The organism is Streptomyces sp. NPDC050549 (genome assembly GCF_040655035.1).
Taxonomy (GTDB): domain Bacteria; phylum Actinomycetota; class Actinomycetes; order Streptomycetales; family Streptomycetaceae; genus Streptomyces.
Genome location: NZ_JBFAJD010000011.1, coordinates 24124 through 42127, shown reverse-complemented (window position 1 = coordinate 42127; position 18004 = coordinate 24124). Strand labels below are relative to the sequence as shown.

17 protein-coding genes and 1 pseudogene are annotated in these 18004 nt (G+C 70.2%); 8 read left to right on the top strand and 10 right to left on the bottom strand.

Translation table 11 applies throughout. The features are described 5' to 3' along the window. The first annotated feature begins 94 nt into the window (after window positions 1-94). The 5 genes and pseudogenes from AB0I51_RS18095 (at window position 95) to AB0I51_RS18075 (ending at window position 2535) form a co-directional block, all read left to right on the top strand. On the top strand, window positions 95-544 hold the full coding sequence (locus tag AB0I51_RS18095) for an OsmC family protein (protein WP_362976142.1): 450 nt from the start codon (window positions 95-97) through the stop codon (window positions 542-544). 74 nt (window positions 545-618) lie between these two features. Further along, the gene (locus AB0I51_RS18090; protein WP_362976140.1) at window positions 619-1038 is read left to right on the top strand and encodes a nitroreductase family deazaflavin-dependent oxidoreductase; all 420 of its coding nucleotides are present in this window, start codon (window positions 619-621) and stop codon (window positions 1036-1038) included. After that, complete coding sequence (locus tag AB0I51_RS18085) at window positions 1026-1256, top strand: hypothetical protein (protein WP_362976138.1); 231 nt, start codon at window positions 1026-1028, stop codon at window positions 1254-1256. Before AB0I51_RS18090 ends, AB0I51_RS18085 begins: the two co-directional genes overlap by 13 nt. A 66-nt stretch (window positions 1257-1322) precedes the next feature. Further along, window positions 1323-1836, top strand: a pseudogene (locus AB0I51_RS18080) (hypothetical protein); the annotation flags it as partial. Between the two features lie 234 nt (window positions 1837-2070). Then, window positions 2071-2535: a DUF5990 family protein gene (locus AB0I51_RS18075; RefSeq protein ID WP_362976136.1), complete on the top strand. Its 465-nt coding sequence runs from the start codon at window positions 2071-2073 to the stop codon at window positions 2533-2535. A gap of 7 nt (window positions 2536-2542) precedes the next feature. Here AB0I51_RS18075 and AB0I51_RS18070 read toward each other — a convergent pair whose 3' ends face one another. Both AB0I51_RS18070 and AB0I51_RS18065 read right to left on the bottom strand, forming a co-directional pair. Next, on the bottom strand, window positions 2543-4270 hold the full coding sequence (locus AB0I51_RS18070; protein ID WP_362976134.1) for an LCP family protein: 1728 nt from the start codon (window positions 4268-4270) through the stop codon (window positions 2543-2545). Window positions 4271-4457: 187 nt separating this feature from the next. Continuing rightward, window positions 4458-6212 carry a hypothetical protein gene (locus AB0I51_RS18065; RefSeq protein WP_362976132.1) on the bottom strand — a complete coding sequence of 585 codons (1755 nt, stop codon included), beginning with the start codon at window positions 6210-6212 and terminating at the stop codon, window positions 4458-4460. Window positions 6213-6520: 308 nt separating this feature from the next. Here AB0I51_RS18065 and AB0I51_RS18060 point away from each other — a divergent pair, with 308 nt between their 5' ends. Further along, window positions 6521-6910: a hypothetical protein gene (locus AB0I51_RS18060; RefSeq protein ID WP_362976130.1), complete on the top strand. Its 390-nt coding sequence runs from the start codon at window positions 6521-6523 to the stop codon at window positions 6908-6910. A 5-nt stretch (window positions 6911-6915) separates the two neighbouring features. On the opposite strand, the gene AB0I51_RS18055 is transcribed toward AB0I51_RS18060, so the two are convergent. From AB0I51_RS18055 to AB0I51_RS18020, 8 genes are all read right to left on the bottom strand, one after another. Further along, on the bottom strand, window positions 6916-7695 hold the full coding sequence (locus AB0I51_RS18055; protein ID WP_362976128.1) for a DUF1963 domain-containing protein: 780 nt from the start codon (window positions 7693-7695) through the stop codon (window positions 6916-6918). 91 nt (window positions 7696-7786) lie between these two features. Further along, window positions 7787-9478: a serine/threonine-protein kinase gene (locus AB0I51_RS18050; protein ID WP_362976126.1), complete on the bottom strand. Its 1692-nt coding sequence runs from the start codon at window positions 9476-9478 to the stop codon at window positions 7787-7789. A 131-nt stretch (window positions 9479-9609) separates the two neighbouring features. After that, on the bottom strand, window positions 9610-10485 hold the full coding sequence (locus AB0I51_RS18045; protein WP_362976124.1) for a PhzF family phenazine biosynthesis isomerase: 876 nt from the start codon (window positions 10483-10485) through the stop codon (window positions 9610-9612). A gap of 92 nt (window positions 10486-10577) precedes the next feature. Beyond that, window positions 10578-11018, bottom strand: coding sequence for a VOC family protein (locus tag AB0I51_RS18040; protein WP_362976122.1), 441 nt, complete (start codon window positions 11016-11018; stop codon window positions 10578-10580). 124 nt (window positions 11019-11142) lie between these two features. Further along, the gene (locus tag AB0I51_RS18035; RefSeq protein WP_362976120.1) at window positions 11143-11613 is read right to left on the bottom strand and encodes a VOC family protein; all 471 of its coding nucleotides are present in this window, start codon (window positions 11611-11613) and stop codon (window positions 11143-11145) included. Window positions 11614-11785: 172 nt separating this feature from the next. After that, window positions 11786-13489, bottom strand: coding sequence for an esterase (locus AB0I51_RS18030; RefSeq protein ID WP_362976118.1), 1704 nt, complete (start codon window positions 13487-13489; stop codon window positions 11786-11788). 204 nt (window positions 13490-13693) lie between these two features. After that, the gene (locus tag AB0I51_RS18025) at window positions 13694-13837 is read right to left on the bottom strand and encodes a hypothetical protein (RefSeq protein WP_362976116.1); all 144 of its coding nucleotides are present in this window, start codon (window positions 13835-13837) and stop codon (window positions 13694-13696) included. A gap of 38 nt (window positions 13838-13875) precedes the next feature. Continuing rightward, entirely contained in the window at window positions 13876-14037 is a 162-nt protein-coding gene (locus AB0I51_RS18020) for a hypothetical protein (RefSeq protein WP_362976114.1), read from the bottom strand. A 439-nt stretch (window positions 14038-14476) separates the two neighbouring features. Here AB0I51_RS18020 and AB0I51_RS18015 point away from each other — a divergent pair, with 439 nt between their 5' ends. Both AB0I51_RS18015 and AB0I51_RS18010 read left to right on the top strand, forming a co-directional pair. Beyond that, window positions 14477-15583 (top strand): substrate-binding domain-containing protein, encoded by a 1107-nt coding sequence (locus AB0I51_RS18015; protein WP_362976112.1) that lies wholly within the window; start codon window positions 14477-14479, stop codon window positions 15581-15583. A gap of 630 nt (window positions 15584-16213) precedes the next feature. After that, window positions 16214-17995, top strand: a complete 1782-nt coding sequence (locus AB0I51_RS18010) for a protein kinase (RefSeq protein WP_362976110.1) — start codon at window positions 16214-16216, stop codon at window positions 17993-17995. Window positions 17996-18004 lie beyond the last annotated feature (9 nt).

Here is an 18004-nt window from a genome sequence, read left to right as displayed (position 1 = left end):
GCCCTCGCCGGGCCCCGACCGCCCCTCGCCCCGTCGCCCCCGGCCGCGATCCGCTGGAAGCGGAAGCGACCGGCAGTGACGAGGAGGCAGAGCCATGGCAGGGACAGCGCCGGGGACCACCGCCCCGCATCCTCCGGAATCCACCGCGCACATCCTCGAAGTGAGCCATGTACACGGCGACGCCTTCGCCATCGACATCCGCGACCACCGTCTGCTGGTCGACCAGCCCCTGGAGGCGGGCGGCACGGACACGGCCCCGACTCCCACCGAACTCTTCGCCGCGTCCCTCGCCGGCTGCGTCGCCTTCTACGCGGGCCGCTACCTGCTCCGCCACGGTCTGAACGGCGAGGGACTGAGGGTCCGGGCCGAGTTCACCATGGCGACCGACCGGCCGCCCCGCGTCGACACCGTCCGGCTGGTCGTCGCCCCTCCTCGCGGACTGTCCGAGCAGCGCTGTGCCGCCCTGCACGCCGTCGTCTCGCACTGCACCGTCCACAACACCCTGCTGCGGCCGCCCGAGATCGTCGTCGAGGTGGCGCAGTGACCTCACAGGCCGCGCCGACGGGACCGGACGGTTCCGGCGTGCTGCGTGCCCCGACCCCAGGAGGTGCGGTTCTCGTGCCTTTTCCCCGGCTTCTGAGCCGTCTCCTGCGGGGCTCCGTCAACAGGACGACCCTCCGCTTCGCCGGCCACCTCGCCTTCGTCGACCTCGAACACGTCGGCCGCAGGACCGGCACCGTGCATCACACGCCGCTGCGCGCCTTCCGCAGGGGTGACACGGTCGTGGCCGGGATCAACTTCGGGCGCGACTCCGACTGGTTGCAGAACATCCGGGTCGCGGGTCGGTGCCGGATGCAACTGGGCGGCTCCTGGCTGGAGTTGGGTGCGCCACGGATCGTTCCCGTGGCGGAGGGCGTACGCGGTATGCCGTGGCTGTTCGGCGCCGTACTCACCCACGTCCTGCACACCACCGACTGCGTCGAGCTGCCCGTCGTCGGACCGCCGGACCGAGCGGGGACGCCGCCATGGTCGCCGTAGCCTGCCTGCTTCAACTGCTTATCCTCGTGGGCGCGTTGTACGACACGGCCCGCCTGCTGTACCCGTCCGCCGGCCGTCGTCCGGCGCGGTCCCGGCTCCGGTCCCGCCGCGCCGCCCTTGAGGCGGCCGAACAACGGCTCGTGGCGGAGCGGCTGCGCGGCCGGATCGACGCGGCCTCCTACCGGGAGAGGATGCGGTCCCTCGCCGAGAGAGACTGACGCCGGGATCGGCCACTTCACCGCGGAGCAGCTGGCCGCCACCGGTGCCGTCGTCGTACGAGGCAGCCGGGACGCCGCGAGACCGGGGACGGCCATGAGCTGCTGTTCGGTACCAACCACCTCGGTCACTTCGCGCTCACCGAGCGGCTGACGCTCCTGCTGTCCGCGGCGCCGGCGGGTCGCGCCGTGCCAGCGGGAAGCTTCACAGCGCGGTCCGAGCGAATGAAACTGGACGATCCGCAGTCGACGCGGGACCACCGGCCCAAGCGCAGCTACGGCCGGTCGAAGCCGGCGCAGATGTGCTTCGGCTTCGAACTCGACCGCCGTCTGCGTGCCGTCCTCGACCCCGCGGTGCGGGGAGGGCAGCTCTGGGGGCCGCGGGCCTTCGGCCTTCGTGGCCTGTCGTGGCGTGAGTCCGTCCCCTCCAGACATGGCCGATCCGGTCGTAGCGGCTCGTCTGTTGGCCGCGTGCCGCGTGCGGGACCGGCCGGCCGCGCGTAACCACACCGCAAGGTGCCGAACGGCCCCCCATCGGGGCCATGTGCCCCTCCTGCAACCCCCGGCACGGAACGATCATTGAATCAGGCGTGGAGGCCGGGCACGGCCACCACGAGGGGTCCCCCCGTCCCCCCGGGCCGCAACGGCTTCCGCGCCAGGGGGACGGGTCCCTGCAGGGACCGCGGTCGCACGTGGGTCGCGACCGTGTCCCGCCAGGCCGGCCCGTCCCCCGTCCCGCGCACGGGAGTTCCGCCCTGCGCGGCGTCCGTCGGCGCCGAGTGACAGACCGGTCGCGGAACGCGGCATGATGGCCGACATGCGCATCCGTATCGACGCCGTCGACCTGCCCGGCCGTACGTTCCCCGCCCCCGCCGGCAAGCCCGTCCGGGCGTACGACGACGTGCACGTCGCCGTGCAGCGCCGGGACCGGCCGGCCGAGCTGCTCGATCCGCAGGCGGGGGACGCGCCGTCCGCGAGCTGGACGCTGGAGTGCGCGGCGGAGGTCACGCCGGACGGTGTCGTGGTCACGGGCCCTTATGTGCAGCAACGGATGGGCCTGCGGTTCGTCTATCTGTCCTGGGGGACGGTCGACGGGGACGGGATCTTCACGATGTTCCGGCGCGCCAAGCTCATGCTCGACTCCGTGCCCGCCGACGTCCTGGCCGCCGCCGCGAGTGGCGGCCTGCTGGTGGGCCGTCTCGGTCTGACCGACGCGAACGGCGGCCCGTTGTGCGCGCGGGTGGATCCCCCGCGCATCACCTGGACCGCCGCCGCCTGTTAGCCGTGGGTCAGGACGCCGAGTCCTTCTTGTTCGTCGCCGCCCGGTACGCCTGGGTCGGGGTCATCGCGACGCCGTTGAGGCTGACCGTCTTGTAGGGGCTGACCTTGGCGCAGGACTTCGACTGGTCGGCGGTCGAGGCCTGGGCGTTGGAGGTGGCCGCCTTGGTGTCGGCCGGGGCCGGGGACGAGGAGCCGCCGGGGAGCGTCGTACCGCTGGGCCAGTCCGTGCCGATGACCAGGGTCAGGCCGGTGCCGGTGCCCTGCTTGAGGTGCGAGGAAGAGAGGCCGATCGCCTTGGCCACGGTCTGGGCCTCGGCCTTCTGTCCGGTGCCGTAGGTGAGAGTGGTCGTGGTCGCGCTGACGGAGGCGTTGCCGGTGGTGGTGCCCGAGCTGAAGCCGCCGTCTGTCAGGCCGGTGGCGACGGTGGAGGCCCGGCCGCTGATGCTGGTGCCGTTCTCCACCGTGACCGCGATCTGCGCGGCCGGTACGGCGGCCGCCGTGGCGGTCGCGGTGGCCGCCGCCGACTTCTTGCCGGACGAGCTGGTCAGCGACTGGTCGTTGGCGATCGTCGCGAACAGGCTCTTCGCGGCGGCGGCGGGCACGACCCGGTTGGCGTTGGCCGGGTCGGCGCCGGTCTGCATCGTGGTGAACGTCATGCGCTTCGTCGGGACCTTGTCCAGGTCCGCCGCGAGCCCGATGAGCTTCTTGACGGTGCCGAGGCCCGTGTCGACGGTGAGCGCCTTGGTGGCGGCATCGGCCAGGTTGTAGACCGCCGAGGGGTTGGTGAGGGTGCCCGCGCTCTTGAACTTGCGGATCATCGCACTGAGGAAGAGATGCTGGGAGACGGTACGGCCGAGGTCGCTGCCGTCGCCGAAGCCGTGCCGGGAGCGGACGAACTCAAGGGCCGCGGTGCCCTTGAGGGTGTGGGTGCCCTTGGCGAGCTTCAGATGCGAATAGGTGTCGTAGACGTCGGCGTCGACGCACACCGAGACACCGCCCACCGCGTCGGACATCTTCACCACACCGGAGAAGTCCATCTGCACGAAGTGGTCGATGGTGATGCCGGTGAGCGCGTGCACGGTCTTGACCTGGCATTCCTGCCCGTACTGGAGCGCGCTGTTGATCTGCCCGTAGTAGCCGGGCGTCGACTGGCCGCTCTTGGGGTCCTTGCAGGCGGGGACCTGGGTCATGGTGTCGCGGGGGATGCTCATCACGGTGGCGTTGGAACGGTCCGCCGAGATGTGCACCACCATCTCCACGTCCGCGTTGCCGTTCCCGGACTGCACACCGGTCGCCGAACAGCCGCCGCCGAGTTTGCAGTCGGTCGCGCTGGACCGGGCGTCGCTGCCCATCACCAGGAGGTTGATCGGCGTACGGCCGAAGGCGTCGGCCTTCTCCTTGCCGCCCGCGCCGTCGTCGATGGGGACGCTGTTGATGTTGCCGTTCAGGTGCTCGTAGAACCACCAGCCGGCGCCCGCGGTCACCATGATCAGCGTCGACAGGGATATCGCGGTGATCTTCAGCACCCGCCTGCCGCGCGGGGGCTGCTTGCGGCGTGAGGCGGCGCGACCGGCCGCGCGGGACCCGCCGCGAGGCGCCTGGCGGGCCGCGGCGCGGGAGGCGGCCCGGCCACCGGTGGGCAGCGGCTCGTCGGCCTCACCCGCCCGCGGTCTGGGCACCCCTCGTGTGCGGCTGCGCGTGGCGTGTCCCACGGGGCCGTCCCCGAGGTCGGTCATCTGGCACTCCCACAAAACGGTCGGGCCGTTCAGGCCGTCGGTGCTGCGGCCAGGGGCGCGCGGCCATGTCGGGTCGGACGAGGCGGGGTTCCCGTCTCGCTTGCGTGGTTGCGCAATATAACAATCTCTGATGAGAACACCGCAGGCGCTTTCTCATTTACGGACTTTCATTTTGCGTCAAGGTCGGTCAACTGGTCGGAATGCGGGCGGTGGTGATGGTCATCGGAGTACCGGTGACCGCGATGAGATAGAAGTGCGGATGCGAGCCGCCCGGCACCCGCCGGAGACCGCCGGGCGGCTTCACGACGTATGTCGCCGACGCGTGCGGGGCGAGGGACTCCGGGCCGCCGGAGGCGGTCCACCAGTCGGAGGCGCCCTGCCCGAGGCGGCTGGCGAAGTGGGGGGTGAGCCGGGTGGCGGTCGTGTTGACGACCCGGGTGACGAGCTGCGTGATGTCGCGGTGCCCGGAACGCTCCACGATGTCCGCCGTGACGCTCATGCGCAGCGGCGGCGGGCCGGCCGCGGCGATCGTCACACATACGACGGCGGGCGCGAGGAGCCCTGCGGCGAGCACGGCGCGGGCCGGGCGTGCGGTCAGGTGCGGGATGCGGGGCTGCCAGGCCGAGGCGAGCGCGGCGGCGGGGACGGTGGCGGCCGCCGCGAGCCACAGCGGGGTCATCATCAGGAAGTAGCCGTCCTGGGACCGGGTGGCGAGGTAGAAGCTCAGCCAGGGCAGCACGGTGATCGCCGGGCCGAGCCGCCGCACGAAGAGCAGCGTGGCGGCGAGCAGGCCGAACAGGAGCAGGAGACTGCCGTAGGAGTAGTAGTCGAGGTGCCTGCTGCCTGAGGTGAAGTAGTACGAGATCCCCATCAGGCCCTGGCCGTGCAGGATCGCCTTCTGGGTGATCGGGAGCAGCAGTCCGTGCAGCCAGGTGGAGAAGTCCTCGGCGGCGAAGTAGGCGTTGATCGCGGCCCAGGTCAGTGCGGCGGTGCCGGTGTAGCGGGCGACCACGCCGAGGGCGAGCCGGGGGCCGAGGTCGCCGCGCCGGACGGCGTAGAGGCCGAGGAGGAGGAACGGCGCGAGGAACCAGGCGAGTTGCTGGGTGGCGCAGGCCGCGCCGAGGCAGAGGGCCTGGAGCACTCCGGGGAGTCCGAGCCGGCCGCCGGCTCCGGTCTCGGGCCACCTGACCACCACCGGGACGAGCAGGACCAGGGCGAGGACGGCCGGGTAGCCGGAGTAGGCGTAGCCGGGAAGGAAGCCGAAGCCGAGGCACACGGCGGTGGCGGCGGACCGCCAGGGGGCCGGGAGCAGCAGCCACAGCAGGACGGCCCCCGCGAGGAGCGCGCCGGTGGTCACGAGGGTGGCGGCGGCCGTCGAGTGGACCACGGCGTGCACGGGGGCGGCGAGCAGCGCGGTCAGCGGCGGGTAGCCGTAGGTGTAGTCGGCGCCGCCGGACATGGTCTTGGTGATGCCGACGGACGAGGAGTCGAAGAGCCAGGGCCAGGGCTGGCCGTAGACGGGGTGGCCGTGCAGGATCTGGTTCGCCGCCTGCGCGGTGAGCACGCCCTCGTCGGTGCCGGCGTGGTTGAGCCAGTAGCCGCAGAGCACCAGCGCGACGGCGAGCACCAGGACGCCGGCGTCGACCCTGGTCAGCGCGCGGCGGGTGCGGGTGGTGAGGGTCAGGACTCCGGCGACGAGGATCCCGGCATAGCAGACGGAGATGATCCCGGCGACGGGCGGGTGCGAGGTCATCGCCCTGGTCCAGGCGTCGCGCGTGCCGATGAACAGGCTGATCGTGGCGATCAGCGTCATCCCCCGGTGCAGTTGCTGCGGCGCGGCGGACCCGGTGGTCGGCGGCCCGGTCCGTGGCGGCCCGGCGGTGGCGGGCGCGTCGCGGCGCCGCAGTCGCAGACCACCGCCGGCGCGGGGACCGTCATCCATGGCGTCCTTCTCCTCCTCGTTCCGCCGCCCTCGTCGGCCGGCGGTTCACACCGGGGCAACCCCTACTACATGTCGTAGAGGTGAAAGAAGCCGTCGAGGTTCACCAACGGAGGGGAAGAGCTGGGCAAGAACCACGGATCACATCGGGCCGGGTCCCGGCGCCCGGTGCCCGGTCGGCATTCCGTGCCGGGGGCGTCGCGCAGCGTGCTGTCGCGAGGATGTCCACGTCGTTCGTCACCAAACGATCTTGGACACCCTCGTTCCCGTCTCCGCAGGCACCCCATGGACCACACCACCAGGAGGAATCCGTGTCATACCCGCAACCGCTCACCCCCGAGGAGAAGCTCGCCGACACGAAGAAGCTGTTGAGCCTCCCGCGTATCGTCGTGATCTGCGGCTCCACCCGCTTCATGACCGAGATGAACGAGGCCGATCTGCGGAAGACCAAAGCCGGAAGGATCGTCGTCAAGCCGGGCTGCGACATGAAGTCGCCGCACGAACTCTGGTCCGACCCTGCCGAGGCCGAGGCGCTGAAGGTTCGACTCGACGATCTGCACCGGGCCAAGATCCGGCTCGCCGATGAGGTGCTCGTAGTCGGCGACTGCATCGGAGACAGCACTCGAGCCGAAATCGCCTACGCCCGGTCGCTGGGCAGGCCCGTGCGGTTCACGCACCCCGAAGTCGACCCTGACGCCTGACCGTCTCAGCACTGCTGTTCGTACCGGAGGCCGCCGAACCGTCCGGCGGCGATGTCCTCCCGTGCGCCCACGATCAGATTCATGGTGAAGACGTCGTAGTCGATCGCCTGCCCCGGCAGCTGCGCGAGGAGCACGGGACCGCCCGCGTCCGGCGCCATGTCCCACGGGTCGGAGAACCCGCCGAGCTGCACGCAGACTCCGGGACGGTGTCCGCCGAAGGCCCTGTCCAGGACGGCTTCCTCGAAGCTGTCCAAGGCCTCCCCGGCTCCCCCGCCGTCCAGGAACGCGTCGATCCGCGGCCCCCCTTCCCCGTCGCTGTCGAGGGTCAGTCCGGCCACGGGGTAGAGGGTGCTTGGTTCATAGACCCGGATCTGCCTCGGCTCCCCGTTCTGTTCGTACGTCGCGGCTCGCTCCGTGGTGTGGGCGTCGGCGGGGACGTGGAGCACCGCGGACGACTCCGGCGGATACTCGATCTCGGTGAAGAACAACAGGTGCCCGTCGGCGGGCAGTTCGATGTCGAGGACGTCGCGGGGCAGGGCCGCGCAGTCGACGCTCAGCACCAGCGGCTCGCGTCCTTCGGGCCAGTCCACCCCGTCCGGCAGCGCGGGAAGTCCGCCCGTCCGCGCGGCCGGCCGTGCCAACTCCCGCTGGGACACGGGCACTTCCTTGTGCCGCACCAGATACAGGCACGGCCGGACCCGCGCCGTCAACTCCCTTGCGACAGCGCCCGGAACGCCGTACTCGGCGGCTGTTTCCAGGACGATCCGCTCGTCGATCGATGTCATGCGGGCGATCGTGCCACGGGGCACTGACACGTCACGGACCGGCGGCCGGGCAAGTGGTTCGGACCGTCGTCCGGGCGAGTGGTTCGAACCCTCAACTCGTCGGCAGTTCGGACGCGACGAAGCGCTCGAAGCCCGCGTGGAAGGCCGTGCCGCGCGGGTCGGTCGCGCTGTAGTGGAAAGCGGCCACCCCGCAGCCCCGGGCGTCGAAGGCGACGCCGGTGTACGAGGCCACCCGGGTACCGTTGACGGCGAGTTCGACCTTGATCCGGCCCGCACCGGCCGAGGAACAGGTCATCGACATGTCGACCTGCTGCCGACTCCCCACCTCCAGACCCAGGTCCGCAAGGTTGACCTCGACAACCCGGTCGTGCTGGAAGACTCCCTTGAACCTGAACTCGCGCACGATCAGGGCCTCCTGATCCGTCGTCAAGTAGGTCGCCCAGCGGGAGCCCTTGCGGAAGTCCCCCGACCCGTCGCACCACAGCCCGACCCCGCCCTCGCCGCCGTACCACTCCGTCTGGGTGCTCAGCCGTACCGCGAACGACGACGGCTCGAAGGGCGCCTGCGGCCACACCTCCAGCTCGGACTTGGGATCCACGAGCATGGTCCCGCCCTTGTGCGTGATCTTCGCGAGGGCCGGATCCTTGTACGACCAGTCGCCCGAGTCGGTCAAGTCGTCGGTGTACGTGAGGGGTTGGGGGCTCGTGGAGCTCCCGGAGCCGTGCGTCTGCGGGCCGTTCTCCGTGGCCGATCCGCCCGAGGTGGTGCTGAGCACGATGGCGAGCAGCAAGGCCACCGCGGCGCTGCCGGCCGCGAAGCCCCACAGGCGTAGATGTCTGGCGCTTCCGCCGGGGGCAGGAACGGGGCCGGATGCGGGACCGGGGCGGGATGCGGGATCGGAGCCACTGCTTCCGCCGCCGTGTCCGGGTGGTGGCATACGGGTCTCGGTGCGCGCGCCGTCCGTCGCCTGCACGGATGCTGCCACTTGCTCGGCTTCCGCCACTTCCGCGAGGCGGGTGATGAGCTGGGCGGCGGTGGGGCGTTCCGCCGGGTCCTTGCGGAGGCAGTCGGCGATGACGGAACGGACGGGTTCCGGTACCGCCGTGAGGTCCGCGTCGCGGGTGGACACGGCGACCAGTACCTCGTAGTCGCTCTCTCCCTCGAAGGGATGTCTCCCCGTGGCAGCGAAGCAGAGCGTGCCGCCGAGGGAGAACACGTCGGTGGCGCTGGTGACGTGGAGCGATTTGACCTGCTCGGGTGACATGTACGCGGGTGAGCCGAGCACACTGCCCGGTGTGGTGAGCGCCGACTCCAGCAGGCGGTCGTCGCGGGCGATACCGAAGTCGATGATCCGCGGTCCGTCCGGGGAGAGCAGGATGTTGGACGGTTTGATGTCCCGGTGCACGACACCCGCCCGGTGCACCTGTGCCAGCGCGTGCGCGACGGCGAGCGCGAGGGACTGCAGCCGCCCCGAGGCCAGCGGACCGCCCGCGGTCACATGCTGGTGGATCGTGGGACCCGGGACGAACTCGCTGACGATGTAGGGATGCCGGCCGGAGAGGTCCGCGTCGAGGACCCGAGCGGTGGCCAGTTCACCGACCCGGCTCGCGGCGCCGAACTCCCGGCGCACCCGGGCGAGCGCGACCTCGTCGTACTCCTTGCCCGGCAGCAGGAACTTCACCACGACCTGCTGCCCCGCCCCGTCCCGGGCGAGCCACACCACACCTTGCCCGCCGCGGCCCAACTCGCGCTCGCAGACGTACCCGCCCACCGACAACTGCATTCGCGGATCCATGTCCACGCCCCCAGCCCCGCCCCCGGTACATGGCTGTAGCTCAGCGTATCGGCTCGCCGGCCACCGAACACCGGGGACGGACGGACACGTGCACCGTCATGACGGCCGGCGCTTCAGCTTCAGCCGATGCGTGCTCCCGCGCCGCTGACGCGGACGCGGGGGTCGCCCGCGCGCAGCGTCACGGTGAGTTCGCCGGGGCGGCCCAGGTCCTCGCCCTGGCGCAGAGTGAGGACGGAGTCCTCGGGGACCAGGCCGAGTTCACGCGCGTACGCGCCGAACGCGGCAGCCGCCGCGCCCGTCGCCGGGTCCTCGACGACGCCGCCGACGGGGAAGGGGTCACGGACGTGGAATACCGTGGCCGACTCCCGCCACACCAACTGGACCGTGGTCAGGTCCAGTTGGTGCATCAGAGCTTCGAGGCGCCCGAAGTCGTAGGCAAGATCCGCGAGTCGGGCACGGGTCGCCGCCGCGAGCACGAGATGGCGGGCACCGGCGAAGGCGATACGGGGCGGAAAGGCGGGGTCCAGATCGGCTCGCGGCCAGTCGAGCGCGGCGAGCGCCTCGTCGAGGTCGGCGTCGGCGATCTCCTCGATGTGCGGTTCGACGCTGGTGAGTGTGGCCCGGAGCGTCCCGTTCTCCTCGGTCACCTCCACCGGCACAGTGCCCGCGCGCGTCGCGAACACCAACTCCCCCGTGCCGATCCGCTCGGCCAGCGCGAGGGCGGTCGCGACGGTGGCGTGCCCGCAGAACGGCACCTCGGCCTTGGGGCTGAAGTACCGGATGCGGTACGCCCGCCCCTCCGGACCGCCGAGGCCCTCCGGGGGCGCGGTCAGGAACGCGGACTCCGAGTATCCGAGCTCGGCGGCGATGGCCAGCATGTCGCTGTCGGCCAGGGCGGTGGCGTCCAGAACGACGCCGGCGGGGTTACCGCCGGAGGGATCACTGGAGAAGGCGGTGTAACGCAACACCTCGGGCCGCGGCGAATTCGTCGTCATGTCCTGGCAACGCGGGGCGGGTTCCCGACCATTCCCGGACACCGCGCCAGTTCGTGGTGCGGATGTCCGGTACCACTGAAGTACCCTCGTCCTCAGCCGAGTTGCTCGGCCAGTCCGACGATGATGCCCTCCGGGCCGCGGACGTAGCAGAGCAGATAGCTGTCCTCGAACCGGGCGATCTCGCCGACGAGTTCGGCGCCGTGCGGGCGCAGGCGGGCCACGGTGTCCTTGATGTCGTCGACGGCGAACATGACGCGGTGGGTGCCCAGGATGTTGTGCGGCCGGTCGCGCGGACCGGCGCTGGTCGCCTCGGGGCTGCGGTACTTCGCGAGTTCGAGCCGGCTGCGGCCGTCCGGGGTCCGGACCATCGCGATCTCGCAGCGGACGCCGTCGAGTCCGGTGCACTGGTCGGCGAAGAGTCCCTCGACCTCTCCCCTGCCCTCCAGCTCCATTCCGAGCTCCACGAAGAACGCGACGGCGGCGTCCATGTCCTCGACGACGATGCCGACGTTGTCCATCCGCTGAATCGTCATGCTGGGTTCCTCCCTCTTCCTCGTACGGCCGGTGGCGACCGCTGCTGTCCCCGGGACGGAGTCGGTGGCCCATTCTCGACATGTACGGACCACCGACTCCGAAAGAGGGTTGCGACTTCTCGGATCAGGCCCGGGCGCCGGTGTCCTGCGCGGAGGCCGCGAACTCCTCGGGGCCCTGCTCCGCCGCCACCGGGTCCATCCACATGACCTGCCAGCCGTGGCCGTCGAGGTCGTAGAAGCTGCGTGAGTACATGAAGCCGTAGTCCTCGGCGCCGTCCACCTCGGTGCCGCCCGCCGCGAGTGCGGCGGCGCTGACCGCGTCGACCTCGTCACGGGAGGAGACGCTGAAGCAGTAGAGCGCCAGCGTGTGCGTGGTGGGATCGGCCAGCGGCAGTCTCGCGAACTCCGCGAACTTCTCGCGGGTGAGCAACATGACGAAGGCCTGCTCACCGACCAGCATGCAGGTGGCGGTCTCGTCGGTGAACTTCGGGTTGAAGCTGAACCCGAGCTCGGCGAAGAACGCCTTGCTGCGCTCCAGATCCACCACGGGAATGTTCAGGAACAGCATGCGGCCGGGGTGTGCGGGAGTGGTCATGATTGGGTCTCCGGTCAGTGGCTCGATGGTGTATGTCCTGACAGACCGGTCCCGTCGGCAGAACTCATCGGTGGCCCTCAATCACGGACGTGGTCCTGGCCGGGCGACAGCACACCGCAGGGTGCCCGGCCGACGCTCGTCGGTCGGGCACCCTGCGTGTCCGAACTGCTTGTCACTTCTTGACGACGGACTCCACCCAGCTGATGAAGTTCGTCGTCGCGTCACCGGTGCGCTCGGCCATGGTGTGCGCCATGGCCCACACCGTGGCGAAGTCGACGTCGCGGATCCCGTAGTTCCGCAGGGCCAACTGGAGGTTGATCTCGGTGGTGTTGCCCGTGTCGCCCTGCATGATGCCGGTGCGGATGCGCCAGTGCCGCGCCACCCGCGACTGCCGGTAGCCGGCGAAGGCGGGCGAGAGGAAGTACAGCGGGTTGTACGCGTCGGCCCGCCAGGCCATGTCCTTCCCGACGCTGTCCTTCTTCGCGAAGTCGCTGTCGTACGCCGCGGACCCGTAGGCGGAGTCCCAGTCGGAGTGGGTGGCGTACGTCGTCTCGTTCGCCTCGACGACGTCGCGGGTGAGCGGCGCGAAGTGGGACGGGGCGCCCAGCCCCATCGCGAAGACGCTGTTCTCGCCCTGCCCGCGGGAGTACCCGTCGAACGCGCCGACCGGCTTGTTCGCGTTCTTCTGGCTGTTGACGAAGCCTTCGAGGCCGGACACCGTCGCGGTGTTGGTCGTGGCGTCGTAAGTGGCCCATGTGCCGGCGGTGTTGAGGTAGGCGAAGTAGTCGGCGACGGTCTCGTACGTGGTCGAGGTCCCCGTCTGGCCCGATCCGGGCGGGCCGCCCTGGGTCGTGATGGTGTACGGGAAGGTGTTGTCCGACAGGAAGTTGTTCAGCGAGGTGGTGATCACCTCGATCAGGTGGTCGTAGTAGCTGCCGGCCAGGTACGTGCCGCTGCTGGACTCGGTCAGCTCCAGGCGCCTGCCGTGCTCGTCGCGCAGCCCCAGGCGGTTGAGGTACTTCGGCCAGGCCTTCGCGAGGTCCGCCGAGTAGGCGCTGCTCCACGTGCCGGACGCGCGCGTGCCGGTCGAGGAGAACTGGCCCATGTTCCACTCGTAGGACAGGTTGGCCTCCTGCAGGTTGGTGATGGGGCACCAGGCCATCACGCCGGCGACCGCGTCGCTGAGGGGGCGGCCGTGAGCGTCCTCCATCGCCGCGCCGATCGTGCGCAGATACGGGTGGTAGAGGGGGCTGTCACCGGACGTGCCCGCCACGGTGTCCTGGGCGCCGCCGCCGCTCATGCCGAAGAGGACGATGTCGTCCGTGCTGCCGGGCAGGACGCTCTCGTTGTAGCGGAGGAACCGGACCGCGGCCTTCAGGTCGGTCACGCCCCAGGGGGCCGCGTCGGAGCGGGTGCTGGTCGAGCTGTCCCGGCCGCGCAGGCCCGGCCACACGTAGACGAGCCCGGCCGCGAGGTACTGCGACACGCTGCTGTAGTTGTAGGACGTGGCCGGCGCCTGCTGGGCGTAGCCGGGGGTGTTGACCGGGATCACGATCGGCGCCGTGCTTCCCGAGTACTGGCCGACGGTGCCCTTCCGGTTGAGCTTCGCGGTGTACGTGGTGCCGTCGCTGTTCGCGGTGGCCGTCAGATAGGCGCCCGGCACATAGATCGACAGGTTCTCGTAGTCCGTCGAGGCCGGGGTGGCGACGTACACCTTCCCGATCTGGTAGTACACGTCGTTGGTCGCGTCGTAGGACCAGGCGGTGGAATCGAACTCCAGCGAGTGGGCCGATGACGCGGTCGACGCGCTGTTCGAGGACGAGGTAGCGGCGAACGCCGTGCCTGCCGCGCCCTCGGCGACTCCGAACGCGGTCATGGCTGCAACGCCCGTGGCGCTCCGGATCACAGTTCTGCGGTTGACGTCCACCCGTAGACCTCCTTGTACAGCGGGTTGCGTGGTCACAGCCGTACGTGCCCACCGCCGTGGCGAGTTCGCGGGCAGGTTTGGCTGTGCGGCTCGGTCGCGTCCCAGACTGTCGGTCGGGGCCCAAGATTGTTAACAATTTCGATGATAATTTTGTTAGAAGTTGATCCGCGGGACGCACGCCGGTTCGTCACGCCCCCCGAGGTGCGCCACGAAGGCGGCAGCGACGCGCGGGCGGTTTCCGCCGGGAACGGGCGTGGGCGGCAGCTCGGCCTCAAGTCCCCACTCCGTGTTGAACATGACGACAGAGTGCCGCCCGGCAGCACGTCGCCCCTGAGTCAGAGGGCGAACCGGACCACCGAGCGAGCAGCGCAGTCCAGGACCGACACTCCTTCGTCGACGCGGACGAACTCCCCGGTGTTCCGCACACGCGACCCGGCTTCCAGGCCCTCGTACGTGAGACCCCAACCCTGTCCGTCCGGTGGGACGAAGACGTACATGGTACGGAGTTCGGCGATCTCGTCCGGTTCCGTCGGGGTGCCCCTCGGCGGTCCTTGACGCAGCGGATGTCCTTGCCCGACTCACCCCTGGACCGAACTCGTTCACCGCGATCATCCCTCCTTCGGCACCGGAACAGTCGCGGTCGCGGTCGAATCAAACCGGGTCACCGAAGCCGCCACAACCTCTCTCCATGATCACCACCACGTCCACATCAAGGAAGTGCGACGGTAACGACCGGAGACAGGAACCACGCAGGCGAAGGACCCCCTCCCGGTCGCGGAGGCGGTATCGACGCCTTCCTGCCCCCGCAGGCGCATGGGCCACATCCCCCTGTCCTGCAACTGCCCCTCGCCTGACATCAATGACCACCGAAAGCCCCCGCTCCCCCACACTCGAAAGGCGCCCTTCGTGAGTGCTCCTGCCCTTCGCGGAACTCCCATGCGTCATCTCGCGACAGCCCTGACCGCCTCCGCGTCCGCGCTGGCACTCACCGCGTGCGGCGTCATGGACGGAGTCGGCGGAAGCGGCAGCTCCGCATCCCCCGAGAAGGGCGACGACATCACGGTGGGGCTGCTCCTGCCCGACAAGGACACCGCACGCTTCGAAAGCTTCGACCACCCCGTCATCGAGAAGGAGGTCGCCACCCTCACGCACGGCAAGGGCAAGGTCGTCTACGCCAACGCCGAGGCGAGCCAGGACAAGCAGAGCCGGCAGTTCCAGCAGATGGTGGAGCAGAAGGTCGACGTCATCCTGGTCGACGCGCTGGACGCCAAGGCCATCGCCCCGGACGTCCAGAAGGCCAAGAACGCCGGCATCCCCGTCATCGCCTACGACCGGCTCGCCCAGGGCCCGATCGACGCGTACGTCTCGCACGACAACGAACTCGTCGGCGAGATCCAGGCCCGCGCCATCATCGACGCGCTCGGCAGCAAGGCGGCAACCAGCAAGATCGTCATGATGAACGGCGACCCCGCGGACACGAACTACGCCAAGTTCAAGGAGGGTGCCCTCGGCGAACTGAAGGACAGGGTCCGGATCGCCAAGGAGTACGACACGGCCAAGTGGTCGCCGGCGGTCGCCAAGGCGAACATGAAGAACGCGATCAAGACCCTCGGCCTCGACAACATCGCCGCCGTCTACGCGGCCAACGACGGCCTCGCGGGCGCCGTCATCGATGCGCTGAAGGAAGCGGGCGCCACCAGGATCCCGCCGGTGACCGGCCAGGACGCCAACCTGGACGCGGTGCAGCGGATCATCACGGGTGAGCAGTACATGACCGCGTACAAACCGTTCCCGGACGAGGCCACCCGCGCCGCGGAGATCGCGGTGTACAAGGTCCAGGGCCGCGACATCCAGTTCGACGCGCTGACCCGCGACACGGTCGACAGCCCCACCAGGAAGAAGATCCCCGCGATGCTCGTACCGGTCGTCTCCCTCACGAAGGACAACATCAAGGACACCGTGATCGCGGACGGCATCTACTCCGTCAAGGACATCTGCACCTCGAAGTACGCCACGGCCTGCGCCGCGATCGGCCTGAAGTAGCGGCCTCGGAGCGACCGGCCGCCGCGAGGGACGGCCGACAAGGCAACGGCGGACGAGTTCCGCGGTTCCCTCAGGCGGTCTCTCCGCGGTCTTCGGAGCGACCCCGGTGTTCAGGCGTTCCTCCTTCAGCGGAACCGGTCTGAGCTGCGACGCTGGAGGACTTCCGGATCGGGCAGCGTCCTGCGACGGTCACCAGAACGCACCGTGCCCGGACCGGAACTCACCGCGGCAGAACGCGCCTTCGGCCGAGCCCGCACGGACCACGTCGGGCCGGCCTGTTGCCGGCCCCCGGCATCCACCGCCTCGAAGAGCAGACCGGCACCCGGACGCACCCTCGGCCTCGCCCTGCTCGTCTTCGGCGCCGCGGGCAGCGGGCAGCGGGGTCAACAACCCACAGACACAAGGTGTCTGCCGGATCTCGCACCGCGTACTGACATTTCGGCGTGCATCGGCACTTCGACCCGCGAGCGGACCAGGTCGAACTCGTACACCGCTCGCCGGAACGCGACCCCGAGCAGCACTCCGACGGAACGGAAGTGAAGGAAACCCTGACCGGACGCCGCGGCTCGGATAACCTCGTCAATCCTCGGGGCCGAACTGACGTACGGCGCACATCACTTCGGGGGATCCGTGTCAGAACAGCGGCCGCTGCCACCGGACCTGGCGACAAACGAGGCCGCCGCGCTGCGGCAGACCGGTGCCTCGCCCCTGCGCCTCGGCGATCCGGATCGCATAGGTCCCTACGCGCCGCTGGCCCTGCTCGGCAGCGGCGGAATGGGGCGGGTCTACCTCGCACGTCCCACGGACGGCAGCCCCGGTCTGGCCGCGGTGAAGGTGATCAGACCGGAGTACGCGGACGATCCCGGCTTCCGGCGCCGGTTCGAGCGCGAAGCGTCGGTGCACGAACGGGTCAGTACGTCGCACACACCGCGACTGTGTGGCACGGGCTTCCAGGACGAGTTGCTGTGGATGGCCACCGAGTACCTCCCGGGGCTCGATCTGGCGCATGCCGTGCGTGAGCACGGCGCCCTGGAGACGGCCGCGGTCTGGCGTCTGGTGGCGGAGCTGGGGCAGGCGCTGGCCGATCTCGCCGCCACGGGGATCGTGCACCGGGATCTGAAGCCGTCCAACGTGCTGTTGTCCGTCGGGGGCGCGCACGTGATCGACTTCGGCATTTCGAAGGCCATGGACGCCAGCACGATCACCGGCACGGGCGTCCGGGTGGGAACTCCGGCCTACATGTCGCCGGAACACTTGAGGACCGGCAGATCCGACACGGCGTCGGACGTGTTCTCGCTCGCCGGGACGCTGGTGTACGCGACGGTGGGACGTGCCCCGTTCGGCGACGGTACGGGGGTCGACGTGATGCACCGGGTGGCCTTCGAGGAGCCGGACCCCGAGCTGATCGCCGAGATCTCGGCGGCGGACGCGACGCTCGGATCACTGCTGACCTCCTGTCTGGCCAAGGAGCCCGAACGGCGGCCCACAGGGCGGGACTTGGTCGACACTGCCGCAGCACGAACCGAGACGACCGTGTGGCCCCAGCCGCTGGCCGGCCAGCTGCTGGCCCGGCAGCGGGCGTACGAGGTGCTGTACCGTCTCCCCGTCGCATCACCGGCCCCATTACGGTCTCCGGACGCCCGCCCGATGGCGGTGCCGCCGGCACCGGCCGGGCAGGGCGACCGGACTGGTCCGCCCGTTCTCGAACCACCGGTGGGGGCCGCAGACGCCGCCTCCGGCACACCATCGGCACGCCCCCAGGAGAGCAAAGTCCGCACCTGGGCACGGAAGAAGACGGTACGGGCCGTCGCCGCGGGCATCGCCGTCTGCGCGGTGGCCACAGGGGTCTTCGTACTCAGTCACCACGACGCCGGACCCGCCGCTTCCGCCCCGGGGTCCACTACGACGACCGGGCGCACCATGCCCGGCGGCACCACCCTCTCACCGACGCCCGGGGCCTCGGACGCGAGGGCTGCCTCCGGCAAGAGCGTCGACGGCCCCGCGAACCCCGACGGTGCGGCCACGCGTCCCGAGAACTCGGGCTCCGCCGCACCGGCGGTGGACGGCACTTCCTCCGCTCCCGATGCCGGTCCCAGCGCCTCGGCCGACGCGACTCCCTCCTCGTCCCCGAGCAGTCCGGCCACCGCCGAGCCCGCGACCCCGGCCTGGATCTCGGACTGCACGTACTACCGCGGCAACGGACGCACTCGCCTGGGAGACAGCGGCAACCGAGTGCTGCAAGTGCAGTGCATGCTGACGAAGCGCGGATACGACGTCGGGAGCACAGGCGTGGACGGCGACTTCGGTGCCGGAACCGAGTCGGCTGTGCGGAGCTTCCAGAGCGCCAAGCTGCTGGACGCCGACGGCATCGTGGGCCACGAGACCTGGCTCGCCCTGCGCAGCACGGAGTGACGCACGTGC